We start from the raw sequence: 22,195 nt of genomic DNA on the forward strand, positions 1-22,195 counted from the left end.
GTCCCTTAGATGGAGCCTAATTCAATGTCGAACCTGAATGACCTTCGCGAGACCCGTGCGACCAAGGTCGCCGAGATGAGCCAGATCGTGGCCGGTGCCGAGGGCGCCGGCCACGATTTCACCGCTGACGAGACGACGCGCTTCGATGCCCTCAAGGGCGAGGTGCGCGGCCTCGATACCCGTATCGGCCGCGCCGAGCAGGTTGCCGAGATGGAGCGCCAGGCCGATGGCGAGCCGGTTGGCGGCCCGGAACTGCGTCGCGAGCTGCGCAATTATTCCTTGGCCTCCGCCATCCAGGGCGCGGCCTCCGGCCGCCTCACTGGCCGCGAGGCCGAGGTGCACCAGGAACTGAGCAAGGGCCGTGAGACCCGCGCCGGCGTCGGCTTCCACCTCGCCGTACCCTCCGAGATCCTGCTTGGCGAGACACGCTCGCAGACGGTGAACAGCAACCCGGCCGGCGGCTACCTCGTCCCGACCTCGGTTGCCGCCGTCGCCGACCGCTTCCGCCCGGCGCTCCGCGTGGAGAGCATGGGCGCCACGGTGATGCGCGGCCTGACCGGCTTTCTCGATCTGCCGAACCTCGCCTCCTCCGGCTCGGCGAGCTGGGTCAACGAGAACGGCAACGCCACCCGCTCCGCCGTCGCCTTCGAGGCGGTCTCGATGGGGCCGAAGACCGTGGCCGGCGAGTACCAGCTCTCCCGTCGCCTGATGCTCCAGTCCGGCCAGTCGGTGGAGGATATCCTGCGCCGCGACCTCGGCTTCCTGCTGGCGCAGGCGCTCGACAAGGCGGCGATCGTCGGCACCGGCGCCAGCGGCCAGCCCCTCGGCCTGCTGGGCAGCGGCATCGAGAAGGTGACGACCGAGACCGCGCTCTCCGACACCAACGCCAACCTCATCGCGGCGCTGGAGCTGGACGACGTCACCGGCACCCGCGCCTTCCTCACCAACCCGACCGTCATGGCGCTGGCCCGCAAGATTAAGGACGCCGATGGCCACACCATCCCGCTCGCCGAGCTGTTCCACGGCGAGCGCGTCGAAACCACCACGCAGGTGCCGACCAATATCGGCGCCGGCACCAACAAGTCGGCGCTCATCTTCGGCCAGTGGTCGGAGCTGATCGCCGGCTACTGGTCGGCGGTCGACATCCTCGTCAACCCCTACCATCCCGATGTCGCCTCGAATGGCGGCGCTCTTCTCCATGCCTTCCTCGACGCCGACGTGGCGGTCCGCCACACCGAGGCGTTCGCCTACGCGGAGATCTGAGGGATGGAGACCGAACGCCGCTCCGTCGAGATCGAGGTGCGGGCCAAGGGGCGCCGCCTCGAAGGTTACGCCGCCAGCTTCGGCGTCGAGGCCCGCATCGGCTCGTTTCGCGAGACGATCCGCGCGGGGGCGTTCGGGCCGTCCCTATCCGGCAAGGGCGATATCCTCGCCCTCGTCGACCACAACCCCGGCCAACTGCTGGCGCGCACCCGCTCCGGCACCCTGCGCCTCTCCGAGGATACACGCGGACTCGCCTTCGACCTCGACGTGCCGGACACGGCGGCGGGCCGCGACGTACTGGCGCTGGCCGAGCGCGGCGACCTTGGCGGCATGTCGTTCGGCTTTACCGTGCCGGCCGGCGGCGAGCAGTGGGACGGCGAGCGCCGCGAACTGCGCCAGGTGGAGTTGCACGAGATCAGCGTCGTGATGAGCTGGCCGGCCTATGCCGGCACCGCCATCGCGGCGCGCTCGCGCATCTCGGTTCGCCCGCAGCGACTTGCGCTCGCCATCCGCCACCTCGAATTGATGGGAGCACGCTGATGAGTCTTCTCGATCGCCTCCTCGGCCGCGAGACGCGCGCGTCCATCAAATCCTCCGACCCCTACCTCGCCGAATGGTTCGGCCTGCGTGGGATTGGCGCCGGCGCGGTGAACCCCGACGCGGTGCTCTCCAATCTGGCGGTGGCCGCCCGCTGCGTCTCGCTCCGTTCCGAGATGCTGGCGAGCGTGGGCTTATTTCTGTTCCGCCGCACCACCGATGGCGGCCGCGCCCGCGCGGACGACAATCCGCTTTATGGGGTACTGCACGACCTCGCCAACCCGCAGATGACGGCCTTCGAGTTTCGCGAGTTTCTTGGCCGCCAGCTCGACACCACCGGCAACGCCTTTGCCCGCGTCGAGCGCAATGCGCGCGGGCAGGTGGTGGCGCTCTGGCCGGAGCCGTGGGGCAATGTCAGCGTCGAGCGGCTCGCCTCCGGCCGGCTGCGTTACAAGGTCATGGATCCGCGTGGCGGTACGGCCGTGCTGCTGCAGGAGGAGGCGCTGCATGTGCGCGGCCTGTCGCGCGACGGCATCATCGGCCAGGCGCCGCTGCATATCGCCCGCGGCGCCCTCGGCCTCGCCCTCTCCCAGGCGGAAACGGCGGGCGCTCTGATGGAGAATTCGCTGCGTCCCTCTGGCGTGTTCATCTATCCTGACAAGCTGAGCCCCGATCAGAAGAAGTTGGTCGCCTCGCACGCTGCCGAGCGCTTCACCGGCCAGAGTGCGGGCAAGGCCATGGTGATGGACGGCGGGGCCAAATTCGAGCGCATCACCTTCACCCCGGAGGATGCCGAGTTCCTCGACAGTCGCAAGCTGGCCAATGAGGACGTCGCCCGCATCTTCGGCGTGCCGCCGACCTGCGTCGGCATCACCGACAAGGCGACCTATTCCAACGTCGAGCAGGAGGCGACGGCGCTGGTGCGCAATGCGCTCGGGCCGCTCGCCGTGCGGATCGAGCAGGCTATGGCGCGCGGGCTCCTCACGGAGGCTGGCCGCCGCTCCCTCTACATCGAGCATGATATGTCGGCGCTGCTGCGCGGCGACGTGCAGGCCCGTTTCGAGGCGTACCGCATCGCCCGTGAGATCGGCGCCATGTCGCCGAACGACATCCGCCGCCGCGAGAACGAGCCGCCGATTCCGAACGGCGACAGCTACCACATGCCGGCGAACTGGGTGCCGCTCGGCACGGTGCCGACCGTGAAGTCGGAGGCGAAGTGATGGCGCGGCGCCACCCCTCCATCATCACTCAGGCGACGATCTCGCGCGCTGTGAAGGGCGTGATCAAGGGCGGCGTCGACCTCGGGCGCATTGCTGGCGTCAAGGTCACGGCTGATGGTGTTGTGGTCCTCTTCGGCGAGCAGCAGGCCGCAGATGTCGTGAAGAACGAGTGGGACGAGGTGCTGCCGCAATGACTGGCCGGCGCTTGCCCAAATGGTGCTCTGAATTCAAGGACCGGCACGGCAAGCTGCGCGTGCGGTTCCGTCGCAAAGGGCAGGAGGCCTATTACTTCAAGGCGGTGCCGTGGTCGGCCGACTTTATGCGGGAGTATCAGGCATGCCTTGAGAAGACGACGGCGCCCGTGGTGGAGCCGGGCCTCGCGCGTACCAAGTCCGGCACCGTCTCGGATCTCATCGCGCGGTACTATCGCTCGCCGGAGTTCATGGGACGGGAGCCGAGCACGAAGAAGAACTACCGCGCACAGATTGAGCGCTTCCGCCAGAAGCATGGCGACAAGCGGGTGCGGATGCTGGAGCGGCGCCACATCAAGGCGATCATCGGGGCCATGGCCGAGACGCCGGAAGCGGCCAACGGCCTGCTGGACCGCCTGAAGACGCTGATGGCCTTCGCCGTTGACGACGGCATGCGCCGTGACAACCCGACGATTGGGCTGCGTGGCTTCAAGCCAAGCGGGGAGGGACTGCACACCTGGTCCGAGGAGGAGATCGCGGCTTTCGAGGCGCGCCATCCGATTGGCACAAAGGCTCGGCTGGCCATGGCGCTCATGCTCTACACCGGGCAGCGTCGTTCCGATGCGATCCGCATGGGCTGGCAGCACGTCGCCGGCGGAAGGCTCAAGGTTCAGCAGAAGAAGACGAAAAGCCTGTTGGAAATCCCCGTTCATGAGGAACTGGCGAAAGTGCTCGCCCAGGCTCCCAAGGAAAACCTCACATTCCTCATGACGCAGTACGGCCGCCCATTCACTGTGGCGGGCTTCGGCAACTGGTTTCGCGACCGCTGCAACGAGGCCGGGCTGCGGCAGTGCTCGGCTCATGGGCTGCGCAAGGCTGCGGCGCGCCGTCTGGCGGAGGCGGGTTCGACCAACCAGCAGATCAAGGCGATTACCGGTCATCGCACCGAGGCGGAGGTGTCGCGATACACCAAGGCGGCTGACCAGCGCCTTCTCGCCGATCAGGCAATCCAGAACATCGGAGGGCGCAAAACAGGAACGGATTTGGCTAACCCCGCGCCGGAGGTTAGCCAGAATGAGGACTGACACCATTAACCCTCAGTCGCTTAGCGACCGAGGTGGCCTCCCGGAAGGGAATCGAACCCCTGACCCCAGGTTTAGGAAACCTGTGCTCTATCCTGCTGAGCTACCGGGAGGTGGCAGCCGGAACGGGCGCCGATGACGGCGACCCGAGCAAGCGTATGGTCCGAACGGACGCCGGTTTCAAGGGGCCGTCGCCAGTTTCCTCCCGCAGCGTCCGGCTGCAGCCCGGCGCCGCCGCCATGTTCCTGCGATAACCCCGGCGAGGTGCCGGCGATGTCCTTGCCGCGCCTCCGGCCGGCGCGAGGCGCGCCTGTCACGCACGCGTGACGGGAACCTTCAGCGTTTACGCGGATTCACCCTACGAACCGCATTGACCTCATCAACAGATGTTCTAACTTTGTTCTCATGATGACCATGTTCCCTCCCCTTCGGGGCGATTCGCTGCACGACGACGGTCCGTTGACCGTCGCCGATGGCGCACTCGCCCGACGCTTTCGGCTCTGGCGCGGCCCGGACGGGCGGCGGCAGGTCTATTCCGTCTATGCCGCCGAGGATGCGCCGGACTATCCCGACGCCGTCGCCATGGCGGTGCGCCGCATCGGCGGCCAATGCGTGGCACTATGGAGCGGTCCGGCCGGGGCGAAAGCCCGTGCCGCCGCCCAAGCCACCGGCGCGCAGGAAATCCATCTGCGCATCATGCCCGAGACCGACAGCGGACCGCTGGCACCGGAGTGACCGGCCGCGCCGCCATCCCGCCGAGCCTCCCGGCGGCGATGCCGGGATCGGCCGCATGTCCGCCATAGGGGGCATGGTCCATGGTCGGCAACCGGAAGCCTCCGCAGGTCGGCGCGCTCACAGCCGTGCGGCGATCCAGTCGAGTTCCGTGTCCGCGATGCCGAGATCGGCCAGATGCCGCGCCGTGGCGCGTACGTAATCGACATTCGGACCGCCGATGCCATGGCCCTGCCGCACCAGGTGCAGCCGCGCCTCCGGGCTCAGGGCGCCGGCATATTGCGCATGACCGCGATCGACCAGGAAGGTCAGGGCCGGCACGGCACGCTGGCTACCATCGCGCAGCCACACCCGCCGCGTGCTCTCGCGATAGATATTGGTCACCTGCTCGCGCTCGCGCAGATAGGCGAGCGTCGTCGATGCCTGCGCCGCCGCGACGCGGAAGGCGATGCCGATGCAGCTGCCGCCCTGGTCGAGGCCGAGCACCAGCCCCGGCTTCTCGGCAGTGCCGCGCCAATGCACCGACAGTACGCAGAGCGACCGATGCGCGCCGAGGAGGCGGGCCGGCACGCTCTCCTCATGATCGAAGCCGGGATTCCACATCAGCGAGCCGTAGCCGAACACCCAGAGGTCGGCGCCTGCCGCGTCCGGGCCGGAAGGAGGAGGAGAAATCATGAACCGTACCGTCTGCCGGCGCCCGCAGGCGCGCCTGATTCGCCAATGCTCGCATCGTCGCGGGCACGCAGGAAGCGCTCATCCGTGGCGGGACAAGGGCGGAAGAGGTTGAGCGGCGTACCCCCGACCGCGGCACCGATGGCATGCGGCGAAGGGAGCCCTGCCCCACCGGCGCCAGACGACAGGGCAACGGCTGCCGCTCGGCCGCATCTACGGCAAGCCGGCCGTCATGCCCCGCTCATTTGCGGAAGACCGGATAGAACTGCCGTCCGCCGATGCGGGCGCCCATTGAGGGGGGAAAATCGCCGTGGCGCAGATGCGGCCGGGCGGGCCGGGATGTCCGATCGAAAGCTGAAAGCGGATTGCAGGCGGCTTGTTCGTCGATCAAGGACCCAGATTTGACGTCGTCACCGATCGGGCGGCAGGACCTCGGACCACGTCCATCGGCGCCGTTGGCCGACCGCCGCGAGGTTCCGGTTCGCCGTCGGCTTCCGGCCTCGGACCGGCATCCGAACCGGCCGCGCATCGGGGACGAGCCGCCGGCCGGCCCATCTTTCTGCGCCCCGGCAGCCATGAGGCCCTTAACGCGCCAGCCAGAACGCGATATCCGGTCGGGCGTGCCATATGCGAGCGGGGGCGCCGCGTATCGGCACCGGCGGCCGTCCGAGCGGGCGGTCGTCACCCCGCCCGCCGCATCCGCGACGCAATGGCGATCCAAAGGAAGACCGTCCTGGAGATGCCCCGATGACCGTGCCCGATTCCGAAGCCGTCCCCAGCTCCACCGCGACACCGCGGCGGCGCTCGTCGCTCTGGGTGGCGGTGCCGCTCGCGCTGTTCGTGCTCGCCGGGCTGGGCTGGACCGCCGCGTGGTTCTACGCCGCCGGCCGCGCCGAGCAGGAGATCGACAGCTGGATCGCCAACGAGGCCGCGGCCGGGCGGGTCTGGACCTGCGCCGACCGCCGGCTCACCGGCTTTCCGTTCCGCTTCGAGCTCGCCTGCGCCCAGCCGAGCCTGGCTTTCACCGGCGCCGACCCGTGGCAATGGACGGCCGCACGGGTGCATGCGGTGGCGCAGGTATGGGATCCCCAGCACATCATCGCCGAATTCCAGGGGCCGTCGGTGCTCAAGGAAGCATCGAGCGGGCGCGCCATCGAGGCCAACTGGTCGCTGCTGCAGGTCAGCGCCGTCGGCGTCGGCGGCCAGGTCGACCGCGTCTCGGTGTCGGCCAATGACTACGTGCTGAGCGAAGGCGGCAGCGCGCTGTTCTTCGCCCGCCATGCCGAACTGCATGCCCGCCACCATCCCGGCGAGACGGGCAACACGCTCGACCTTGCCCTCGGCGTCAAGGGCGCCGGCAGCGGCGCCCTGGGCGGCGCGACGCAGGCGGCGGCGGATGGCGAATTGCAGGCGACGATCTCGCAGGTGCCGCCCTTCCAGGCGATGCCGGTCGCCGAACGGCTGCAGCTCTGGCAACAGGCCGGCGGCAAGATGACGATCGCCGTCGCCAAGCTCAGCGCCGGCGGCGGCACGCTCAATGCCACCGGCGATATCGGCCTCGACGGCGCGCGCCGTCCCACGGGTGCGGTGACGCTCGCCGTCGCCAATCCGCAGGCGCTCATGGGCGCGCTCGGCGGCTCCGGCCTGATGCCGGACACGGCCGCCTCGCTCGCCCCGCTGCTGATGGCGGCCGGCATGCCGACCACCCTCGATGGCGCGCGGGCGAGCGCCTTCCCCTTCGTGTTCCGCGACGGGCGGGTGGCGCTCGGCCTGATCCCGCTCGGCAAGATCGGGCCGCTCTACTGAGAGCCAGGCCTCTCCGGGCGATGCCGTCCGAAGGGGAGGCGTCGTTCGGGTGCCCCGCCTTCAGGTCAGAGCGAAGATCGTCGCCCCCGTATCGGCCGTTCCCACCGCGGCGCGGAACGAGCCGAACAATTCGCGCCCGACCCCCCAATGGTTCGGTTCCAGATCGGCGGAAGCCGGGCTGCGCGCCGCCCATTCGGCCGGATCGACCAGCACGGTAAGGGTGCCGGCCACCGCGTCGACGCGGACGATGTCGCCCTCGTGGATGAGCGCGATCGCCCCGCCATCGGCGGCTTCCGGCGTCACATGGATGGCGGCGGGCACCTTGCCGGAGGCGCCGGAGAGCCGCCCGTCGGTGACGAGGGCGACCTTCTGGCCGCGATCCTGCAGCACGCCCAGCGGCGGCATCAGCTTGTGCAGCTCCGGCATGCCGTTGGCCTTCGGCCCCTGGTAGCGCACCACCGCGACGAAATCGCCCTTGAGATCGCCGGCCTTGAAGGCGCGCTGCAATTCCTCCTGGCTGTGGAACACCTTGGCCGGCGCTTCGATGATATGGCGCTCGCTCGCGATGGCCGAGGTCTTGATCACCGCGCGGCCGAGATCGCCGGCAAGCAGCTTCAGGCCGCCGGTGGCCTGGAACGGCTTGCCCGCCGGACGCAGCACCTTGTCGTCGCCGGTGATCGCGGCGCCGTCGCGCCAGGAGAGATCGCCCTCCGAGCTCAGCTTCGGCTCGCGGGTATAGGCGTCGAGCCCGCCGCCCCACACCGTCTCGACGTCGCGGTGCAGCAAGCCATCGCCCAGCAGCTCGCGGATGACGAAACCCATGCCGCCGGCGGCATGGAAATGGTTCACGTCGGCCTTGCCGTTCGGATAGACGCGGCACAGCAGCGGGGTGATGTCGGCGAGGTCGGAGAAATCGTCCCAGCTCAGCCTGATGCCCGCCGCCGCCGCCATGGCGACCACGTGCAGCGTGTGGTTGGTCGAGCCGCCGGTGGCGTGCAGGCCGACAATGCCGTTGACGAAGACCCGCTCGTCCAGCATCCGCCCGACCGGCCGGTAGTCGTTGCCGAGCGCGGTGACCTCCATCGCCCGCTCCGCCGCGGCGGTGGTGAGCGCGTCGCGCAGCGGCGTGTTCGGGTTGACGAAGGAGGCGCCGGGCAGATGCAGGCCCATGATCTCCATCATCATCTGGTTGGTATTGGCGGTGCCGTAGAAGGTGCAGGTGCCCGGCCCGTGATAGGACTGGCTCTCGGCCTCCAGCAGCGCGTCGCGCCCCACCTTCCCCTCGGCGAAGAGCTGGCGGATCTTGGCCTTCTCGTCATTGGGCAGGCCGGAGGTCATCGGCCCGGCCGGGATGAACACCGCCGGCAGATGGCCGAAGGACAGCGCGCCGATGACGAGGCCCGGCACGATCTTGTCGCAGATGCCGAGGAACACCGCCGCGTCGAAGGTCTGGTGCGAGAGCGCCACCGCGGTGGCCAGCGCGATGACGTCGCGCGAGAACAGCGACAGCTCCATGCCGGCCTCGCCCTGGGTGACGCCGTCGCACATGGCCGGCACGCCGCCGGCGACCTGGGCGACGCCGCCCGCCGCCCGCGCCGCGGCGCGGATCAGGTCCGGGTAGCGCTCATAGGGCTGGTGGGCCGAGAGCATGTCGTTATAGGCGGTGACGATGGCGAGATTGGCGCCGGAACCCTCGCGCAGCATCGCCTTGTCGCCCGGCCCGCAGGCGGCGAAGCCGTGCGCCTGGTTGGCGCAACCGAGCTTGGCCCGGCTCGGCCCCTTCTCGGCGGCGGCGGCGATGCGCTCGAGATAGCGCGAACGGCTGTCGTGGGAGCGGCGGACGATGCGCTCGGTGATCTCGCCGAGGCGGGCATTGACGCTGGACGTCTGGACGGTTCCGGCCATGCGGATCTCCTCGGGGTGGCGGGGTCGGTATAGGCGATCAGGGACACCAGAAGATGTCGGGCGGGCGGACGGCACGCAGCACAGCGCGCACCGGCATCTCCTCGACGGGGCCGTCGGCCAGCGCCGCCTCCAGCACCGGACGCTTGCCCACCCCCTCGATATGGAGCGCGAGGGCATCCGCCGCCAGCAGCACCGGCAACGTGAGCGTCATGCGCGGCTCGCCGGCGCCGGGCGCGCGCATCGGCATCAGCCCGACCATGCCGTCCGGGTCGAGCGCATCGGCAAGGCGGTCGCCGCCGGGGAAGAACGAGGCGGTGTGGCCATCCTCGCCCATGCCGAGCACGGCGCAGGCCAGCGGCCAGTGGAGCGCCTCCAGCGCCTCGTCGAGTGCGAACAGTCCGTCTTCCGGGCTCGGTGCGTCATTGGCGAGCGGCACGAAGCGCGCCGCCGCCGCCGGCCCCTTCAAGAGATGCGCGCGCACCAGCCGGGCGTTGGAACGGTCGGAGGTCTCGCGCACCCAGCGTTCGTCGACAAGGGTGATGCCGATCTTCGCCCAGGGCAGGTCGCGGGCCGACAGCGCCTCGAAGAAGCGCGTCGGCGTGCGCCCGCCGGAGACCGCGAGACTCGCACCGCCATCGCGGGCGACGCGGGCGGCAAGCTTGCCGGCGGCGAAATCGGCCAGCGCCTCGGCCAGCGCCGCGCCGTCGGCAAAGATGTGCAGGGGCGGCGATGCGCTCACGCAACACCCTCCCGGACCCGATCAGCGGTCACCCGCCGGGATCCCGGCACCGGCGCGCTCACGCGCCGTGCTCCAGCCGATGGCACGTTCACGCGCCATCCTCCAGCCAGGTGCGGCCGTCGCGCTCGATCAGCGCGATAGCGGCGGAGGGGCCCCAGGTGCCGGCGGTGTAGGGACGCGGCGGCTCCTTGGCGTTGCGCCAGGCTTCCAGGATCGGGTCGACCCATTTCCAGGCCGCCTCCACCTCGTCGCGACGCATGAACAGCGTCTGGTTGCCGCGCACCACGTCGAGGATCAGCCGCTCGTAAGCGTCGGGATTGCGTACCTTGAACGCCTTGGCGAAGCTCATGTCGAGCGGCACATGGGTGAGGCGGATGCCGCCGGGGCCAGGATCCTTGATCATCAGCCAGAGCTTCACGCCCTCGTCCGGCTGCAGCCGGATGACGAGGCGGTTGGATTCGATCGGCCCGACATTGGCGTCGAACACCGAATGCGGCACCGGGCGGAAGCCGATGACGATCTCCGACACGCGCGAGGCGAGACGCTTGCCGGTGCGCAGATAGAAGGGCACGCCGGCCCAGCGCCAGTTCTCCACCTCGGTCTTGATGGCGACGAAGGTCTCGGTCTGGCTGCGGGAGGAGCCGAGTTCCTCCAGATAGCCGGGCACCGCGCCACCGGCGGAGGCGCCGGCGCGATACTGGCCGCGCACGGTGAGCGAGCCGGCATTCTGGTCGTCGACCGGTTTCAGCGCCCGCAGCACCTTCAGCTTCTCGTCGCGCACCGCGTCGGCATCGAGCGAGGCCGGCGGCTCCATGGCGACGAGGCAGAGCAGCTGGAGTATGTGGTTCTGCACCATGTCGCGCATGGCGCCGGCAGTGTCGTAATAGCCGGCGCGCTCCTCGACGCCGAGCGCCTCGGCGACGGTGATCTGCACGTGGTCGATATGGGCGTTGTTCCACAACGGCTCGAACAGCGCATTGGCGAAGCGCAGCGCCATCAGGTTCTGGACGGTTTCCTTGCCCAGGTAATGGTCGATGCGGTAGACGCGATCTTCGGGAAAGAAGCGGCCGATCTGCTCGTTCAAGGCCAGCGCCGATGCGAGGTCCTTGCCGATCGGCTTCTCGATCACCACCCGCGCGCCCTCGGCGAGGCCGTATTTGCCCAGCTTGTCGCAGATCGGGCCGAAGAGCTGCGGCGCGGTGGCGAGATAATAGACCCTGATACGATCGCCCTCGCCCTGCATGTGGGCGGCGAGTTCGCTCCAGCCTTCCTCGTTCTCGGCGTCGGCGGCGAAATAGGACAGCCGCCCGATGAACCTCTTCACCACCTCCGGCAGCAATTCGACGGCAGGAATGTAGTCGGTCAGCGCCTGCATGGCGAAGGAGCGGAACTCATCCCCCGACATCGCCCGCCGCGACACGCCGACAATGTTCGCCTCGTCCGGCAGCTGCCCGTCGAGATCGCGGTGGAACAATGCCGGCAGCAGCTTTCGCCGCGACAGGTCGCCGGTGGCGCCGAACACGGCGATCACGAAAGGCGCCACCGGAATCACGCGACTGGTCATGAATGACCTCTCCTTACAACTTATCCCTGCTGCGCCCCGCAGCCGGATCAACGCACCATTCGTAGCAAAAACGATTCCGTGCGGCGACGCTATGGCACAAGGATGCGATCTTGATGTCCACGCGGCACGCCGCAGGCCGAAGGGTCGGCGCGCCAAGGGCTGGACGCCGGAGAAAAAAGTTGCTGCGCCGCAGCATCAGGGGCTGAATTGCGCCGACAATCGGGCAGAAACAAGACACGCGCCGGTCGGACGGGCAGAAGCACCCCCATGCGGCCCGGCGCCGGGACCGTCGCGGACCCTACCGAGGCACCGAATGCCGCTTCAGCGGGCGGCTGCCGGAAATGCGTTCAGGCGCAATATGTTATTTAATAAGGCATACCGGCGCACAATATTAATTATTACGTATACCAAGATTTGTATACCAGATGCCGGGATACTGAATATGTAATGCGGACTTACCTTGCGTCGCACCATACGACTTTAGAATTAACTCTTGGCATTACAGTATTCTTGGTACAACTTATTCCACGGATAAACCGGCAGATAGACAAGAACACGCGCCGGGTATCGACGTGCCGCGCCGGCTTCAATCTCGACGTCCCTCCAGGGAGTCGATGTCTTGGGTAGCGCACGGCGCCAAGTAAAAAGAACCGACCGAATAAAAGTGCCGACGAAAAAAACAGATCGGCAAACGACCAAACCCCGTGGGAAGGAAACGCCAAATGAAGAACTTCCATGCTCTTGGCCTTGGAACGCTCACCGCGCTCGGCATGGCCGCGATGTCGATGCTGCCGGCGGCGGCGGCCTGGCAGCCGACCAAGCCCGTCGAGTTCATCGTCCCGGCCGGCACCGGCGGCGGCGCCGACCAGATGGCGCGCACGCTGCAGGGCATCATTGCCAAGCACGAGCTGATGTCGACCCAGCTCATCGTCATCAACAAGTCGGGCGGTGCCGGCGGCGAGGGCTTCCTCGACGTCAAGAACAACAAGGGCAACCCGCACAAGATCGTCATCACCCTGTCCAACCTGTTCACCACCCCGCTGGCGACCGGCATTCCCTTCAACTGGAAGGACATGACGCCGGTGGCGATGCTGGCGCTCGACGAATTCGTGCTGTGGGTGAACGCTTCCGAGCCCTACAAGACCGCACAGGACTATACCGCGGCGATCAAGGCGGCGCCGGACGGCACCTTCAAGATGGGCGGCACCGGCTCCAAGCAGGAAGACCAGATCATCACCGTCGCCTTCGAGAAGGCGATCGGCAAGAAGCTGACCTACATCCCCTACAAGGGCGGCGGCGAGGTGGCGGTGCAACTGGTCGGCGGCCACGTCAACTCCACGGTGAACAACCCGATCGAGGCGGTCTCCCAGTGGCGCGGCGACAAGGTGCGCCCGCTCTGCGTGTTCGACCAGAAGACCCTGCCCTATACCGACAAGATCCTCGGCGACCTGTCCTGGTCCTCGGTCCCGACCTGCAAGTCGGCGGGCGTCGACGTCGAATACCTGATGCTGCGCGGCATCTTCATGCCCCCGGGCGTGACCGACGAGCAGGTCGCCTATTTCGTCGACCTGTTCAAGAAGGTCCGCGAGACCCCCGAATGGCAGCAGCTGATGAAGGACGGCGCCTTCAACCAGACCTTCATGGCCGGCGCCGAGTTCAAGGACTGGCTGACCAAGGCCGAGACCACCCACAAGGGCCTGATGCAGGAAGCCGGCTTCATCGCCGCCGCCAACTGACGCCGCCCGAGCCGGTCCGCGCGTAGCCATTCGCGCGGGCCGCGTCCACGCCCGGCACCGAAGGCCGATTGCCAGCAACCTGCCCGCCGTCCGCCGGTACCCACCCCGGCGAGGCGCGGGCAGGATCGCCGGCCCGGCGCACACAACATCGCGTCAATCGAGAATGCGCCGATCCGGCACCGGCGGGCACCGTCCCGCCGGACGGTCGGATCGTGACAGGATCGCGGAGCACATCATGAGTGAAGCACCCCACGCCGCCGGAGCCGGGCCGACGCAGCGCAATGCCGAGATCGGCGTCGCCCTGCTGACCCTGCTGTTCGGCATCATCGTCGTCTATGGCAGCTACATCGTCGGCTACGGCTGGGGGACGGACGGCCCTCAGGCCGGCTTCTTCCCCTTCTATGTCGGGCTGATCATCTGCGGCTGCAGCATCATCAACGTGATGCAGGGCCTGCGCGAGAACCCCGACAGGCTGTTCACCGAATGGAGCCAGCTCGGCCAGGTGCTCAAGGTCCTGGTGCCGACCACCATCTATGTGGCGCTGGTGCCGTTCCTCGGCATCTACCTGCCGTCGGTGATCCTCATCGCCGTGTTCATGAAGTGGCTCGGCAGCTATGGCTGGCCGCTGACGATCGCCGTCGCCCTCGGCGTCCCGGCCTTCTTCTACGTCACGCTGGAGCGCTGGTTCCTCATTCCCCTGCCGAAGGGGCCCGTCGAAGCCATGTTCGGGCTTTGACCTCAGACAAAGCAAGTGAGGCCGGCTGAGGCCGCCTCGAGGGGGAAGCGCTCATGTTCGAGAATTTCGTCAATCTCTGGCACGGTTTCGGCATTGCCGCCGATCCGTTCAATATCCTGCTGATGGCGGTCGGCATCCTGCTCGGCGTCATCATCGGCGTGCTGCCGGGCCTCGGCGGCGCCAATGGCGTCGCCATCCTGCTGCCGCTCACCTTCTCGATGTCGCCAACCTCGGCGATCATCCTGTTGACCTGCATCTACTGGGGCGCGCTGTTCGGCGGCGCCATCACCTCGGTGCTGTTCAACATCCCGGGCGAGCCATGGTCGGTGGCCACCACCTTCGACGGCCACCCGATGGCGCGCAGCGGGCGGGCCGGCGAGGCGCTCACCGCCGCCTTCACCTCGTCCTTCGTCGGCGCCTTCGTCGCCATCATCATGATCACCATGATCGCGCCGCTCGTCGCCCAGTTCGCGCTGCGCTTCGGGCCGGCGGAAAAGTTCGCGGTGTATTTCCTCGCCTTCGCCTCCTTCGTCGGCATGAGCAAGGAACCGCCGGCCAAGACCGTGGTGTCGATGATGATCGGCTTCGCGCTCGCCGCCGTCGGCCTCGACATGGTGACCGGCCAGCTCCGCCTCACCTTCGGCTCCGAGGAACTGCTGAACGGCTTCGACTTCCTCATCGCGGTCATCGGCCTGTTCGGCATCGGCGAAATCCTGCTGACCATGGAAGAGGGCCTCGAATTCCGCGGCAAGGCGGCCAAGATCGACGCCAAGGTGGTGTGGCACACCTGGAAGACGCTGCCCAAGTATTGGGCCACGTCGCTGCGCTCCTGCGTCATCGGCTGCTGGATGGGCATCACCCCCGCCGGCGCCACCCCGGCCTCCTTCATGGCCTATGGCGTCGCCAAGCGGGTGTCGAAGAACGGCAAGAACTTCGGCAATGGCGAGATCGAGGGCGTCATCGCCCCCGAGACCGCCGCGCACGCCGCCGGCACCTCGGCCATGCTGCCGATGCTGGCGCTGGGCGTGCCCGGTTCGCCGACCGCCGCGGTTCTGCTCGGCGGCCTGCTGATCTGGGGCCTCCAGCCCGGTCCGATGCTGTTCGTCGAGCAGTCCGAGTTCGTGTGGGGCCTCATCGCCTCCATGTATCTCGGCAACGTCGTCGGCCTCATCCTGGTGCTGACCACGGTGCCGCTGTTCGCCTCGATCCTGCGCATCCCCTTCTCGATCATCGCTCCGGTGATCCTGGTGATCTGCGCGATCGGCGCCTACACGGTGAACAACAACGTGTTCGACGTGGTGATGATGCTGGTGTTCGGTGTCCTCGGCTATGTGCTGAAGAAGACCAACTACCCGCTCGCCCCGCTGGTGCTGGCCATCGTTCTCGGCGACAGCGCCGAGGAAGCGTTCCGCCAGTCGCTGCTCGGGTCGGCCGGCTCGCTCAGCGTCTTCTGGTCCACCCCTCTGGTGGCGACGATCATGGGTATCGGCCTGCTGGCCGGCCTGTGGCCCGTCATCTCCAACCTGTTCAGCCGGCTGCGCGTCGCGCAGCCCGCCTGAGCCGCCAAGACCCTCCCCGCCGCGCGCTTCGTGCGGCGGGCTTTCGATCCAGCCGGCACCGGGCACCCCCGCCCGGGCCGGCATGCCCGCGGCAGGAAGGTCCGCTCGCGGGCCGGATCGACAGGACGTGCCGCACCCGCCGCAACACGCCGACAAGGCGGCCGGCGGGGACGTTCGGACACCGCCACGCATTCGGGGATCGGGAGGCAACGCCAATGACCAACATCAACAATGCCAGGAGATCCGGCTCGCGCGGCTTGTCCGCGCCTGTCGTCCACCGGCGGACGCGAGCCGGAACATGAGCATCGAACCCAGCATCCACCGCTCGAGCGGCATCGCCGCCAAGCTCTCCGTCGCGCCGCTCGAGGACACGTCGACTTTCAAGAACCGCGCCTATACCGCGCTCAAGGAAGTCATCGTCTCGCTCAACATCTACGACCAGCAGCAGGAAGTGCGGCTCGACGAGCGCCAGCTCGCCCAGAGCCTCGGCGTCAGCCGCACGCCGGTGCGCGAGGCGATGGCGCAGCTCGAACGCGAGGGCTTCGTCCATTCGGTGCCCAGGCGCGGCATCTATGTGGTCCGCAAGACCAAGCGCGAGGTCATCGAGATGATCCAGGTCTGGGCGGCGCTGGAGAGCCTCGCCGCCCGGCTGATCACCCAGAACGCCAGCAACGAGGAGATCGCCACGCTGCGCGCGATGTTCGCCACCTTCGACGACGGCGCCCCCCACGCCAAGCTCGACGAATATTCCGAGGTGAACATCCAGTTCCACCAGACCATCATCGCCATGGGCGGCAACGGCATTCTCGTCAATCTCGCCGAGAACCTGTTCACCCACATGCGGATGATCCGCCGCAAGACCATCGGCGAGGAGAACCGCGCCGACCGGTCGATCCAGGACCACCTCGCCATCATCCAGGCGCTGGAGGCCCGCGACACCGACGCGGCCGAGGTGCTGGTGCGCAACCATGCGCTCGGCCTCGCCGAGCATGTGGCGCGCTACGCCCATTATCTCGACTAGAGCCCTTTCCGATCCGGCGAGCCTGCCGGATCGATGGGAAGGTCCCCTCGGCTCGATAGACTGGAGCCTGCTCTCCTCGCAAAGGTCATACAACTTGCGCGGAACATGCTCCAGGCGCCGGGATACGCTTCCTGTGTCCCGGCTCCTGCCCGGCGGGCTTCGGCCTCGCCGGGCTTTTTCATGCCGCGGCGCCGGAGCCCGGAGCCGTCCGGTGTGGCCCGCCTGCACGGGCGCGGCAGGATCGTTCGCCGGCGGCGGCGGGATTGTTGCGCCGCCGTCTCGATTCCGTTACGCAAAATCATGGACGGCAACCACGCCGCCCCTCCGCAAACCCTTGGCCCACCCCTTGGCTCTCGATGCCTCGCCGCTGGAGCTTCGCGCCGGCATGCTGCGCAGTTTGACCGACTTCATCGCCGAGATCGCCGGCGGCTCCCGCGAGCCGGAATTCGCCGAGAACGACTATCGCCTGGCCGCCGCCGCGCTGCTGGTGCACGTGGTCACCATCGACGGGGTCATCGGCACCGAGGAGCTGGAAAAGCTCAAGCGTATCCTGGCCTTCCGCTTCAGCCTGAAGGAGGAGGAGGCCGAGCAGCTGCTGGAGGCCGCCATCGCCCGCGACGCCGAGGCGGTCGATCTCTACGCCTTCACCAGCGTGCTGAACCGGGCAATGGACCAGGAAGGCCGCAAGCGCGTCGTCGAGATGATGTTCGAGGTCGCCTATGCCGATGGCGGGCTCACGGAATTCGAGGACAACCTGGTCTGGCGGGCCGCCGAGCTGTTGAACGTCTCTTCCCGCGACCGGGTGGAGATCCGCAAGCGCATCCGCGAGACCTTCGACGGCGCCTAACGCCCTTCCCGATCGGGTGAAACAGCCCGGAGGCAGGAAGGCGCTCTCCCTTCAACGGCCGGAGCCCGCCTCGCGCGCGAAACCCCTTCGCCTTTCGCGGAAGCTGTGCGGGCGTGTCTATCCGGCATCGCCCGGGGAGATTGGGCGGCGCAAGCGGCGAAAACCCTGCCAGCGCCGTGCTTTCGGGCGGATCGAGCCTTGAAACGACCCTAAAATCATGTCGTCATGACTGACATATTCCGCAGGCTGCTTGCTGCGGATTCGCGCCGACGACGAGAGAGAATGGGTCAAGAGGCTCTGCCAGAGGTCCTGGTCGTCCTGCATCAGGAGCATTCGTCGCCGGGCCGCATCGGGCGGCTTCTGGTCGAGCGCGGATATCGGCTGGACATACGCCGCCCCTGCCTCGGCGACCCGCTTCCCGCGTCCCTTGCCGAGCACGCCGGCGCGGTCATCTTCGGCGGGCCGCAAAGCGCCAATGACTGCCACGACTATGTGCGCGCCGAGATCGACTGGATCGGCGTCGCGCTGAAGGAGGGCAAGCCCTATCTCGGCATCTGCCTCGGCGCGCAGATGCTGGCGCGTCATCTCGGGGCCCGGGTCGCCCCGCATCCCGAGGGACTGGTCGAGATCGGCTATTATCCGCTGCGACCCACCCCTGCCGGCCACGCGCTGCTCGACGCCGCCCCCAGCGCGCCGGCGGCCGATGCCTGGCCGGACCATGTCTATCATTGGCACCGGGAAGGCTTCGAGCTCGCCGCCGGGACGGAACTGCTCGCCAGCGGCGATGCCTTCCCCAACCAGGCCTTCCGCTACGGGGAAAGCGCCTATGGGCTGCAGTTCCACCCGGAAGTCACCCATCACATGATGTGCCGCTGGACGGTACGCGGCAATGAACGCCTGTCGCTGCCCGGCGCCCGCCCGCGCAACGCTCATTTCACCGACCGGCTGCAGCATGATGGGCGGGTGCGGCTGTGGCTGGAGAATTTCCTCGACCGCTGGCTCGCCGGCGGCGCCCTGGCGACGGACGCGTTCAGCGCGCCGGCGCGTCGGGCAGCACTGTGATCTCAAGCTCGCGCAGCTTGCCGTAGAGCTTCAGGTCGCGCGCATAGGGCCACCAGTCGAACAGCAGGATCTCCACCGGCCGCCACAACCCGACCCAGCCGGCGATGATGGCGCCTTCCATCAGGAACTCGCCGATCAGCATGTCGGAAGCCGCCGTCGCCTCGATCGCCGCCGCCACGCCGATGCACAGCGCCAGGAACAGCATGCCGATGGCGAGGGTGCGCAGACCCTCGCGCCGCGTCTCCTTCAGCTTGCGCTCGGCATATTGCCGATGGGTGTCGCAATAGCGCGCCAGCGCCTCGCCCATGCGCGGAGCGAGGGCCGTGTTGGCCGGCGTGGAGGGAACATGCAGCCGCGCGCGCACCGGATGGCGCGGCCAGCCGCGGCGCGCCGTGAGCAGGTCGATGAGCTGGTCGAGGCCCGACTGGTCGATGCCCTCTCCCTCGAACGGGTCGATATCCGGCGTGGCGAAGAAATTGCGCAGGTCGCGCAGGGTGATATCGATCTCGATCGGCTCGGCATGCATGGTTCAGGTTCCGGTTCGCCCTCGTCATAGCAGAGCGCCGGTATCCGCGTCCTTGACGCCGCTCAGCGCCGCAGGGATTCGCGCAGCTGCGCGACGTCGCTCCGCAGCCGCTCCAGCGCCTCGCGATCGAGGCCGGTGGCGGCAAGGATGGCGGGCGGCACCGCGGCAGCCCGCGCCTCGAGCGCCCTCCCCTCATCCGTGAGGCTCACATGCACCTGCCGTGCATCCTCGACACCGCGCCGGCGGCGCAGCAGCCCCATCGCCTCGAGCCGCTTGAGCAGCGGCGTCAGCGTGCTCGTCTCGAGATCGAGCCGCGCGGCCAGCTTTCCCACCGTCTGCCCATCGGCACACCACAGGCACACCATAACCAGATATTGCGGATAGGTGAGATCGAGCGCCTCCAGCAGCGGCTGATAGGCGCGATTGAAGGCGTGGTTGGCCGAATACACCGCAAAGCAGATGAAATCGTCGAGACCGGCCGCTTCACTCGACGGCTCCCCGCCGGCGCTTTGGGCGGGATCACGGCTTGAACGGTCATCCATCCCTTGAACGAGCCGTTTCATGGGCCAGGTCCTTACCGGCGGCATGCCGGCCACCGAGATATAATCGTATACGATCTAATCGCAAGGGACCCATGTCAATAATATCGTACGATAGATAATCGCAAACGATTCTATGGTGAGAGCAGCCCGATGGCTCGATGCCAAACCGGGGCCAAACCGGGGGCATCATATCGCCCGCGATATTTATCGACGCCCATCTTTCGCGAAGGGCTCGCCCCCGACCCTCATCGTGCATCGCGACGACGACCAGATCGTGCCATCGATACGCCGGGCGCGCCCCCCCAAGGCATCGGCGCGCATGCAGCGCTGAAGGTCGATGCCGGCGGACCCGACGGCATCACCGACACCCGCAAGGATCGGCTCGACGTCGATCCGCTCGACGTTGCCCGGTCGTGGCCGGGACGTCCCGAAGCCCTTGCGCGAGGGCGACAGCACCAGGCGTCGCCGTTCTCGGCCGGCTCAGGCGGTCACGGGCTCGGCCCCGCCGGCGAGTTCCGTCTCCTCCGCCACCTGCGCATTGCGCAGCCGCTGGCCCGCCACGGCATCCGCCCGTCGCTTCCACAATTCGAAGCCGATGGCTCCGACGATGGTGGCAGCGACGATGATCACCGCCAGCGCGCTGATAGCCGGGGTGGAGCCCTGCCGCACCCGGCCGGCCAGCACCGTGGTCAGCGTCTTGTCGGAGAGGATGGCGAAGGTGGTGGTGTTGTAGTTCTCGAACGAGGACAGGAACGCCAGTACTGCCGCCGAGAACAGTGCCGGCTGCAGGAACGGCAGCAGGACATGGCGGAACACCTGCGGATAGGAGGCGCCGAGATCGAGCGCCGCTTCTTCCTGAGCGCGATCGAAGCGCTGCAGCCGCGCGAGGATGATCAGCATGCAATAGGCGGAGATGAAGCTCGACTGGCCGATCACGGTGAGGATGATGCCGTCATAGAGGAACCGCATGCCGGTCGCCGTGGTGAATTCACGCCAGAACACCACGGTGGAGATGCCGATGATGATGCCCGGCGTCAGCACCGGCGAGACGACGACGAGATAATAGGCCGAGCGCACCCGCGCCTGGATCTGCGTCATGACGATGGCGCCGGCGAGCCCGATCGGCACCGAGATGGCGACCACCAGCAGCCCGATCCACAGGCTGGTGCGCAGCCCGTACATCATGTCCTGGTCGGCGAAGAGCTGGGAAAACCAGTCGAGGGTGAAACCCTCTATCGGCCAGACCTGCGGATATTGCGGCGTGTTGAAGGCCGAAATCCCCATCACCGCCAGCGGCCCGAGCAGATAGGCGAAGAAGATCACGATATAGAGCGCGAAGACGATGCGCTGGAAAGGGCCCGGCTTCATCGCGTGATCTCCCCGAGGCTCAGGCGGAACATCTTCAGCACCACCAGCACGAAGACGATGCAGGTGATCAGCAGGATGAAGGCGTAGGCCGCTCCCTGCGGCCAGTTGAACGCCTGGTAGAAGCGGTCATAGACGATGGGGGTGAACCACAGCGTGCGCGGACCGGCCAGAACCAGCGGCGCGGCGAGCGCGCCGGCGCACAGCATGAACACCAGCGTGCAGCCCGAGGCGATGCCGGGCTTGGCGTGCGGCATCACCACGTTGAGGTGGATATGCCACCAGGGCGCGCCAAGGTCACGCGCGGCCTCGATCTGGTTCTTGTCCAGGCTCTCGATGGCGCTGTAGAGCGGGAAGACCATCATCAGCAGATAGGCGTAGCTCAAGCCCATATAGAGGCCGACATCGGCGCCGAGAAAATCGATCGGCTCGGAGACGAGGCCACCCCCCAGCAGTATCTTGTTGATGATGCCGCCGGAGGAGAGCAGCACCCGGAAGGCGAAGGCCCGCAGGATCTCGTTCACCCAGTAGGGAATGATGAGCAGCAGCAGAAGGATGCGCAACCGTGCCGCCGGAGCCGACTGCGCCATGTGGAAGGCGATCGGATAGCACAGCGCCAGGTTGAACAGGGTGATGGCGATGCTCACGCCGATGGTGAGGCCGAAAGCCTTGATGTGGATCCAGTTCCAGCTCGCCGTCGAGGTGGTCGAGCCGAACAGGAAGTAGCGATAGTTCTCCAGCGTGAACACGTCCTTCGGCCCGCCCATCTGCGAGGGCGGCAGCTTCGGGCGGAACGACATGTCCACCATCGAGAATTGCGGGAGCACGATGACGAAGAACACCCAGAAGCCGACCGCCAGCACCAGATAGAGCCCGACGGCGAGGCCGTTGCGCTGGAAGAAGCCCGGCCCCTGGACGATGCCGGCCCGCTTTTCAAAGGCGGAAAGCGCGAAGAAGAACAAGGCGACCGCCAGCGGCAGCCCGAAGACGAGGTAGAGACCGCCGGTGGCGCCCATATCGCGCGCTCCTGCTCAGTGGCTTGGCGGCCGGGCGAGCAGCAGCCCGTCCTGCGGCTGGAAGCCGATGCGCA

The 22,195-nt window shown here is 67.6% G+C and carries 21 protein-coding genes and 1 tRNA gene; 13 read left to right on the forward strand and 9 right to left on the reverse strand.

Annotated elements, in window-relative coordinates; genetic code table 11:
* Window positions 1-24: 24 nt before the first annotated feature.
* Genes AC1RU4_RS24670 through AC1RU4_RS24690 form a run of 5 tightly spaced genes read left to right on the forward strand, consistent with a single transcriptional unit; the run spans window position 25 to window position 4,296 of the window.
* Entirely contained in the window at window positions 25-1,263 is a 1,239-nt protein-coding gene (locus tag AC1RU4_RS24670) for a phage major capsid protein (RefSeq protein ID WP_492894245.1), read from the forward strand.
* A 3-nt stretch (window positions 1,264-1,266) separates the two neighbouring features.
* Window positions 1,267-1,803 carry an HK97 family phage prohead protease gene (locus AC1RU4_RS24675; RefSeq protein ID WP_492894247.1) on the forward strand — a complete coding sequence of 179 codons (537 nt, stop codon included), beginning with the start codon at window positions 1,267-1,269 and terminating at the stop codon, window positions 1,801-1,803.
* Complete coding sequence (locus tag AC1RU4_RS24680; RefSeq protein WP_492894249.1) at window positions 1,803-3,020, forward strand: phage portal protein; 1,218 nt, start codon at window positions 1,803-1,805, stop codon at window positions 3,018-3,020. Before AC1RU4_RS24675 ends, AC1RU4_RS24680 begins: the two co-directional genes overlap by 1 nt.
* Complete coding sequence (locus AC1RU4_RS24685) at window positions 3,020-3,214, forward strand: hypothetical protein (protein ID WP_492894251.1); 195 nt, start codon at window positions 3,020-3,022, stop codon at window positions 3,212-3,214. The genes AC1RU4_RS24680 and AC1RU4_RS24685 overlap by 1 nt, the downstream gene beginning before the upstream one ends.
* Window positions 3,211-4,296: a tyrosine-type recombinase/integrase gene (locus AC1RU4_RS24690; protein WP_492894253.1), complete on the forward strand. Its 1,086-nt coding sequence runs from the start codon at window positions 3,211-3,213 to the stop codon at window positions 4,294-4,296. The genes AC1RU4_RS24685 and AC1RU4_RS24690 overlap by 4 nt, the downstream gene beginning before the upstream one ends.
* Before the next feature lie 33 nt (window positions 4,297-4,329).
* On the opposite strand, the gene AC1RU4_RS24695 is transcribed toward AC1RU4_RS24690, so the two are convergent.
* A tRNA-Arg gene (locus AC1RU4_RS24695) sits at window positions 4,330-4,406 on the reverse strand.
* A gap of 301 nt (window positions 4,407-4,707) precedes the next feature.
* Between AC1RU4_RS24695 and AC1RU4_RS24700 the strand changes: the two genes are divergently transcribed.
* A complete protein-coding gene (locus AC1RU4_RS24700; protein ID WP_492894255.1) occupies window positions 4,708-5,028 on the forward strand; it encodes a hypothetical protein in 321 nt (106 codons plus the stop codon).
* Between the two features lie 117 nt (window positions 5,029-5,145).
* Here AC1RU4_RS24700 and AC1RU4_RS24705 read toward each other — a convergent pair whose 3' ends face one another.
* Entirely contained in the window at window positions 5,146-5,700 is a 555-nt protein-coding gene (locus AC1RU4_RS24705) for a gamma-glutamylcyclotransferase (protein WP_492894257.1), read from the reverse strand.
* A gap of 744 nt (window positions 5,701-6,444) precedes the next feature.
* On the opposite strand from AC1RU4_RS24705, the gene AC1RU4_RS24710 reads away from it, so the two are divergent.
* Window positions 6,445-7,503: a DUF2125 domain-containing protein gene (locus AC1RU4_RS24710; RefSeq protein ID WP_492894259.1), complete on the forward strand. Its 1,059-nt coding sequence runs from the start codon at window positions 6,445-6,447 to the stop codon at window positions 7,501-7,503.
* A gap of 60 nt (window positions 7,504-7,563) precedes the next feature.
* Here the strand turns inward: AC1RU4_RS24710 and edd are convergent, their stop codons facing one another.
* The 3 genes from edd to zwf all read right to left on the reverse strand — a co-directional run bounded on the left by edd (window position 7,564) and on the right by zwf (window position 11,711).
* Entirely contained in the window at window positions 7,564-9,408 is a 1,845-nt protein-coding gene (gene edd, locus AC1RU4_RS24715) for a phosphogluconate dehydratase (protein ID WP_492894261.1), read from the reverse strand.
* A gap of 37 nt (window positions 9,409-9,445) precedes the next feature.
* A complete protein-coding gene (gene pgl / locus AC1RU4_RS24720; RefSeq protein WP_492894263.1) occupies window positions 9,446-10,147 on the reverse strand; it encodes a 6-phosphogluconolactonase in 702 nt (233 codons plus the stop codon).
* Between the two features lie 88 nt (window positions 10,148-10,235).
* Complete coding sequence (zwf, locus tag AC1RU4_RS24725; protein WP_492894265.1) at window positions 10,236-11,711, reverse strand: glucose-6-phosphate dehydrogenase; 1,476 nt, start codon at window positions 11,709-11,711, stop codon at window positions 10,236-10,238.
* Window positions 11,712-12,433: 722 nt separating this feature from the next.
* Between zwf and AC1RU4_RS24730 the strand changes: the two genes are divergently transcribed.
* The 6 genes from AC1RU4_RS24730 to AC1RU4_RS24755 all read left to right on the forward strand — a co-directional run bounded on the left by AC1RU4_RS24730 (window position 12,434) and on the right by AC1RU4_RS24755 (window position 18,672).
* A complete protein-coding gene (locus tag AC1RU4_RS24730) occupies window positions 12,434-13,447 on the forward strand; it encodes a Bug family tripartite tricarboxylate transporter substrate binding protein (RefSeq protein ID WP_492894267.1) in 1,014 nt (337 codons plus the stop codon).
* Window positions 13,448-13,682: 235 nt separating this feature from the next.
* Complete coding sequence (locus AC1RU4_RS24735) at window positions 13,683-14,183, forward strand: tripartite tricarboxylate transporter TctB family protein (RefSeq protein ID WP_492894269.1); 501 nt, start codon at window positions 13,683-13,685, stop codon at window positions 14,181-14,183.
* A gap of 53 nt (window positions 14,184-14,236) precedes the next feature.
* Window positions 14,237-15,742: a tripartite tricarboxylate transporter permease gene (locus AC1RU4_RS24740; RefSeq protein ID WP_492894271.1), complete on the forward strand. Its 1,506-nt coding sequence runs from the start codon at window positions 14,237-14,239 to the stop codon at window positions 15,740-15,742.
* Window positions 15,743-16,040: 298 nt separating this feature from the next.
* Complete coding sequence (locus tag AC1RU4_RS24745; RefSeq protein WP_492894273.1) at window positions 16,041-16,763, forward strand: GntR family transcriptional regulator; 723 nt, start codon at window positions 16,041-16,043, stop codon at window positions 16,761-16,763.
* Window positions 16,764-17,148: 385 nt separating this feature from the next.
* Window positions 17,149-17,610 carry a tellurite resistance TerB family protein gene (locus AC1RU4_RS24750; protein ID WP_492894275.1) on the forward strand — a complete coding sequence of 154 codons (462 nt, stop codon included), beginning with the start codon at window positions 17,149-17,151 and terminating at the stop codon, window positions 17,608-17,610.
* 282 nt (window positions 17,611-17,892) lie between these two features.
* Window positions 17,893-18,672 (forward strand): glutamine amidotransferase, encoded by a 780-nt coding sequence (locus AC1RU4_RS24755; RefSeq protein WP_492894277.1) that lies wholly within the window; start codon window positions 17,893-17,895, stop codon window positions 18,670-18,672.
* Here AC1RU4_RS24755 and AC1RU4_RS24760 read toward each other — a convergent pair.
* The 4 genes from AC1RU4_RS24760 to AC1RU4_RS24775 all read right to left on the reverse strand — a co-directional run bounded on the left by AC1RU4_RS24760 (window position 18,641) and on the right by AC1RU4_RS24775 (window position 22,121).
* Window positions 18,641-19,198, reverse strand: a complete 558-nt coding sequence (locus AC1RU4_RS24760) for a hypothetical protein (protein WP_492894279.1) — start codon at window positions 19,196-19,198, stop codon at window positions 18,641-18,643. The two genes, AC1RU4_RS24755 and AC1RU4_RS24760, sit on opposite strands and share 32 nt — an antisense overlap.
* 62 nt (window positions 19,199-19,260) lie before the next feature.
* Window positions 19,261-19,740 carry a MarR family winged helix-turn-helix transcriptional regulator gene (locus AC1RU4_RS24765; RefSeq protein ID WP_492894287.1) on the reverse strand — a complete coding sequence of 160 codons (480 nt, stop codon included), beginning with the start codon at window positions 19,738-19,740 and terminating at the stop codon, window positions 19,261-19,263.
* A gap of 480 nt (window positions 19,741-20,220) precedes the next feature.
* Window positions 20,221-21,108: an ABC transporter permease gene (locus AC1RU4_RS24770; protein WP_492894281.1), complete on the reverse strand. Its 888-nt coding sequence runs from the start codon at window positions 21,106-21,108 to the stop codon at window positions 20,221-20,223.
* Window positions 21,105-22,121, reverse strand: a complete 1,017-nt coding sequence (locus AC1RU4_RS24775) for an ABC transporter permease (protein WP_492894283.1) — start codon at window positions 22,119-22,121, stop codon at window positions 21,105-21,107. The genes AC1RU4_RS24770 and AC1RU4_RS24775 overlap by 4 nt, the downstream gene beginning before the upstream one ends.
* Window positions 22,122-22,195: the final 74 nt, after the last annotated feature.

The organism is Ancylobacter sp. GW821-FHT10E12 (assembly GCF_058809335.1).

What these genes read in the sequence shown, in the direction of transcription:
- AC1RU4_RS24745 (WP_492894273.1), top strand. Translation starts at nt 16,041, where the DNA reads ATGAGCATCGAACCCAGCATCCACCGCTCGAGCGGCATCGCCGCCAAG.
- AC1RU4_RS24775 (WP_492894283.1), bottom strand. Translation starts at nt 22,121, where the DNA reads ATGGGCGCCACCGGCGGTCTCTACCTCGTCTTCGGGCTGCCGCTGGCG.
- AC1RU4_RS24750 (WP_492894275.1), top strand. Translation starts at nt 17,149, where the DNA reads ATGCTGCGCAGTTTGACCGACTTCATCGCCGAGATCGCCGGCGGCTCC.
- AC1RU4_RS24670 (WP_492894245.1), top strand. Translation starts at nt 25, where the DNA reads ATGTCGAACCTGAATGACCTTCGCGAGACCCGTGCGACCAAGGTCGCC.
- edd (WP_492894261.1), bottom strand. Translation starts at nt 9,408, where the DNA reads ATGGCCGGAACCGTCCAGACGTCCAGCGTCAATGCCCGCCTCGGCGAG.
- AC1RU4_RS24760 (WP_492894279.1), bottom strand. Translation starts at nt 19,198, where the DNA reads ATGCATGCCGAGCCGATCGAGATCGATATCACCCTGCGCGACCTGCGC.
- AC1RU4_RS24710 (WP_492894259.1), top strand. Translation starts at nt 6,445, where the DNA reads ATGACCGTGCCCGATTCCGAAGCCGTCCCCAGCTCCACCGCGACACCG.
- AC1RU4_RS24685 (WP_492894251.1), top strand. Translation starts at nt 3,020, where the DNA reads ATGGCGCGGCGCCACCCCTCCATCATCACTCAGGCGACGATCTCGCGC.
- AC1RU4_RS24765 (WP_492894287.1), bottom strand. Translation starts at nt 19,740, where the DNA reads ATGGATGACCGTTCAAGCCGTGATCCCGCCCAAAGCGCCGGCGGGGAG.
- AC1RU4_RS24700 (WP_492894255.1), top strand. Translation starts at nt 4,708, where the DNA reads ATGTTCCCTCCCCTTCGGGGCGATTCGCTGCACGACGACGGTCCGTTG.
- AC1RU4_RS24705 (WP_492894257.1), bottom strand. Translation starts at nt 5,700, where the DNA reads ATGATTTCTCCTCCTCCTTCCGGCCCGGACGCGGCAGGCGCCGACCTC.
- AC1RU4_RS24675 (WP_492894247.1), top strand. Translation starts at nt 1,267, where the DNA reads ATGGAGACCGAACGCCGCTCCGTCGAGATCGAGGTGCGGGCCAAGGGG.
- AC1RU4_RS24755 (WP_492894277.1), top strand. Translation starts at nt 17,893, where the DNA reads ATGGGTCAAGAGGCTCTGCCAGAGGTCCTGGTCGTCCTGCATCAGGAG.
- zwf (WP_492894265.1), bottom strand. Translation starts at nt 11,711, where the DNA reads ATGACCAGTCGCGTGATTCCGGTGGCGCCTTTCGTGATCGCCGTGTTC.
- AC1RU4_RS24740 (WP_492894271.1), top strand. Translation starts at nt 14,237, where the DNA reads ATGTTCGAGAATTTCGTCAATCTCTGGCACGGTTTCGGCATTGCCGCC.
- AC1RU4_RS24680 (WP_492894249.1), top strand. Translation starts at nt 1,803, where the DNA reads ATGAGTCTTCTCGATCGCCTCCTCGGCCGCGAGACGCGCGCGTCCATC.
- AC1RU4_RS24730 (WP_492894267.1), top strand. Translation starts at nt 12,434, where the DNA reads ATGAAGAACTTCCATGCTCTTGGCCTTGGAACGCTCACCGCGCTCGGC.
- AC1RU4_RS24770 (WP_492894281.1), bottom strand. Translation starts at nt 21,108, where the DNA reads ATGAAGCCGGGCCCTTTCCAGCGCATCGTCTTCGCGCTCTATATCGTG.
- AC1RU4_RS24690 (WP_492894253.1), top strand. Translation starts at nt 3,211, where the DNA reads ATGACTGGCCGGCGCTTGCCCAAATGGTGCTCTGAATTCAAGGACCGG.
- AC1RU4_RS24735 (WP_492894269.1), top strand. Translation starts at nt 13,683, where the DNA reads ATGAGTGAAGCACCCCACGCCGCCGGAGCCGGGCCGACGCAGCGCAAT.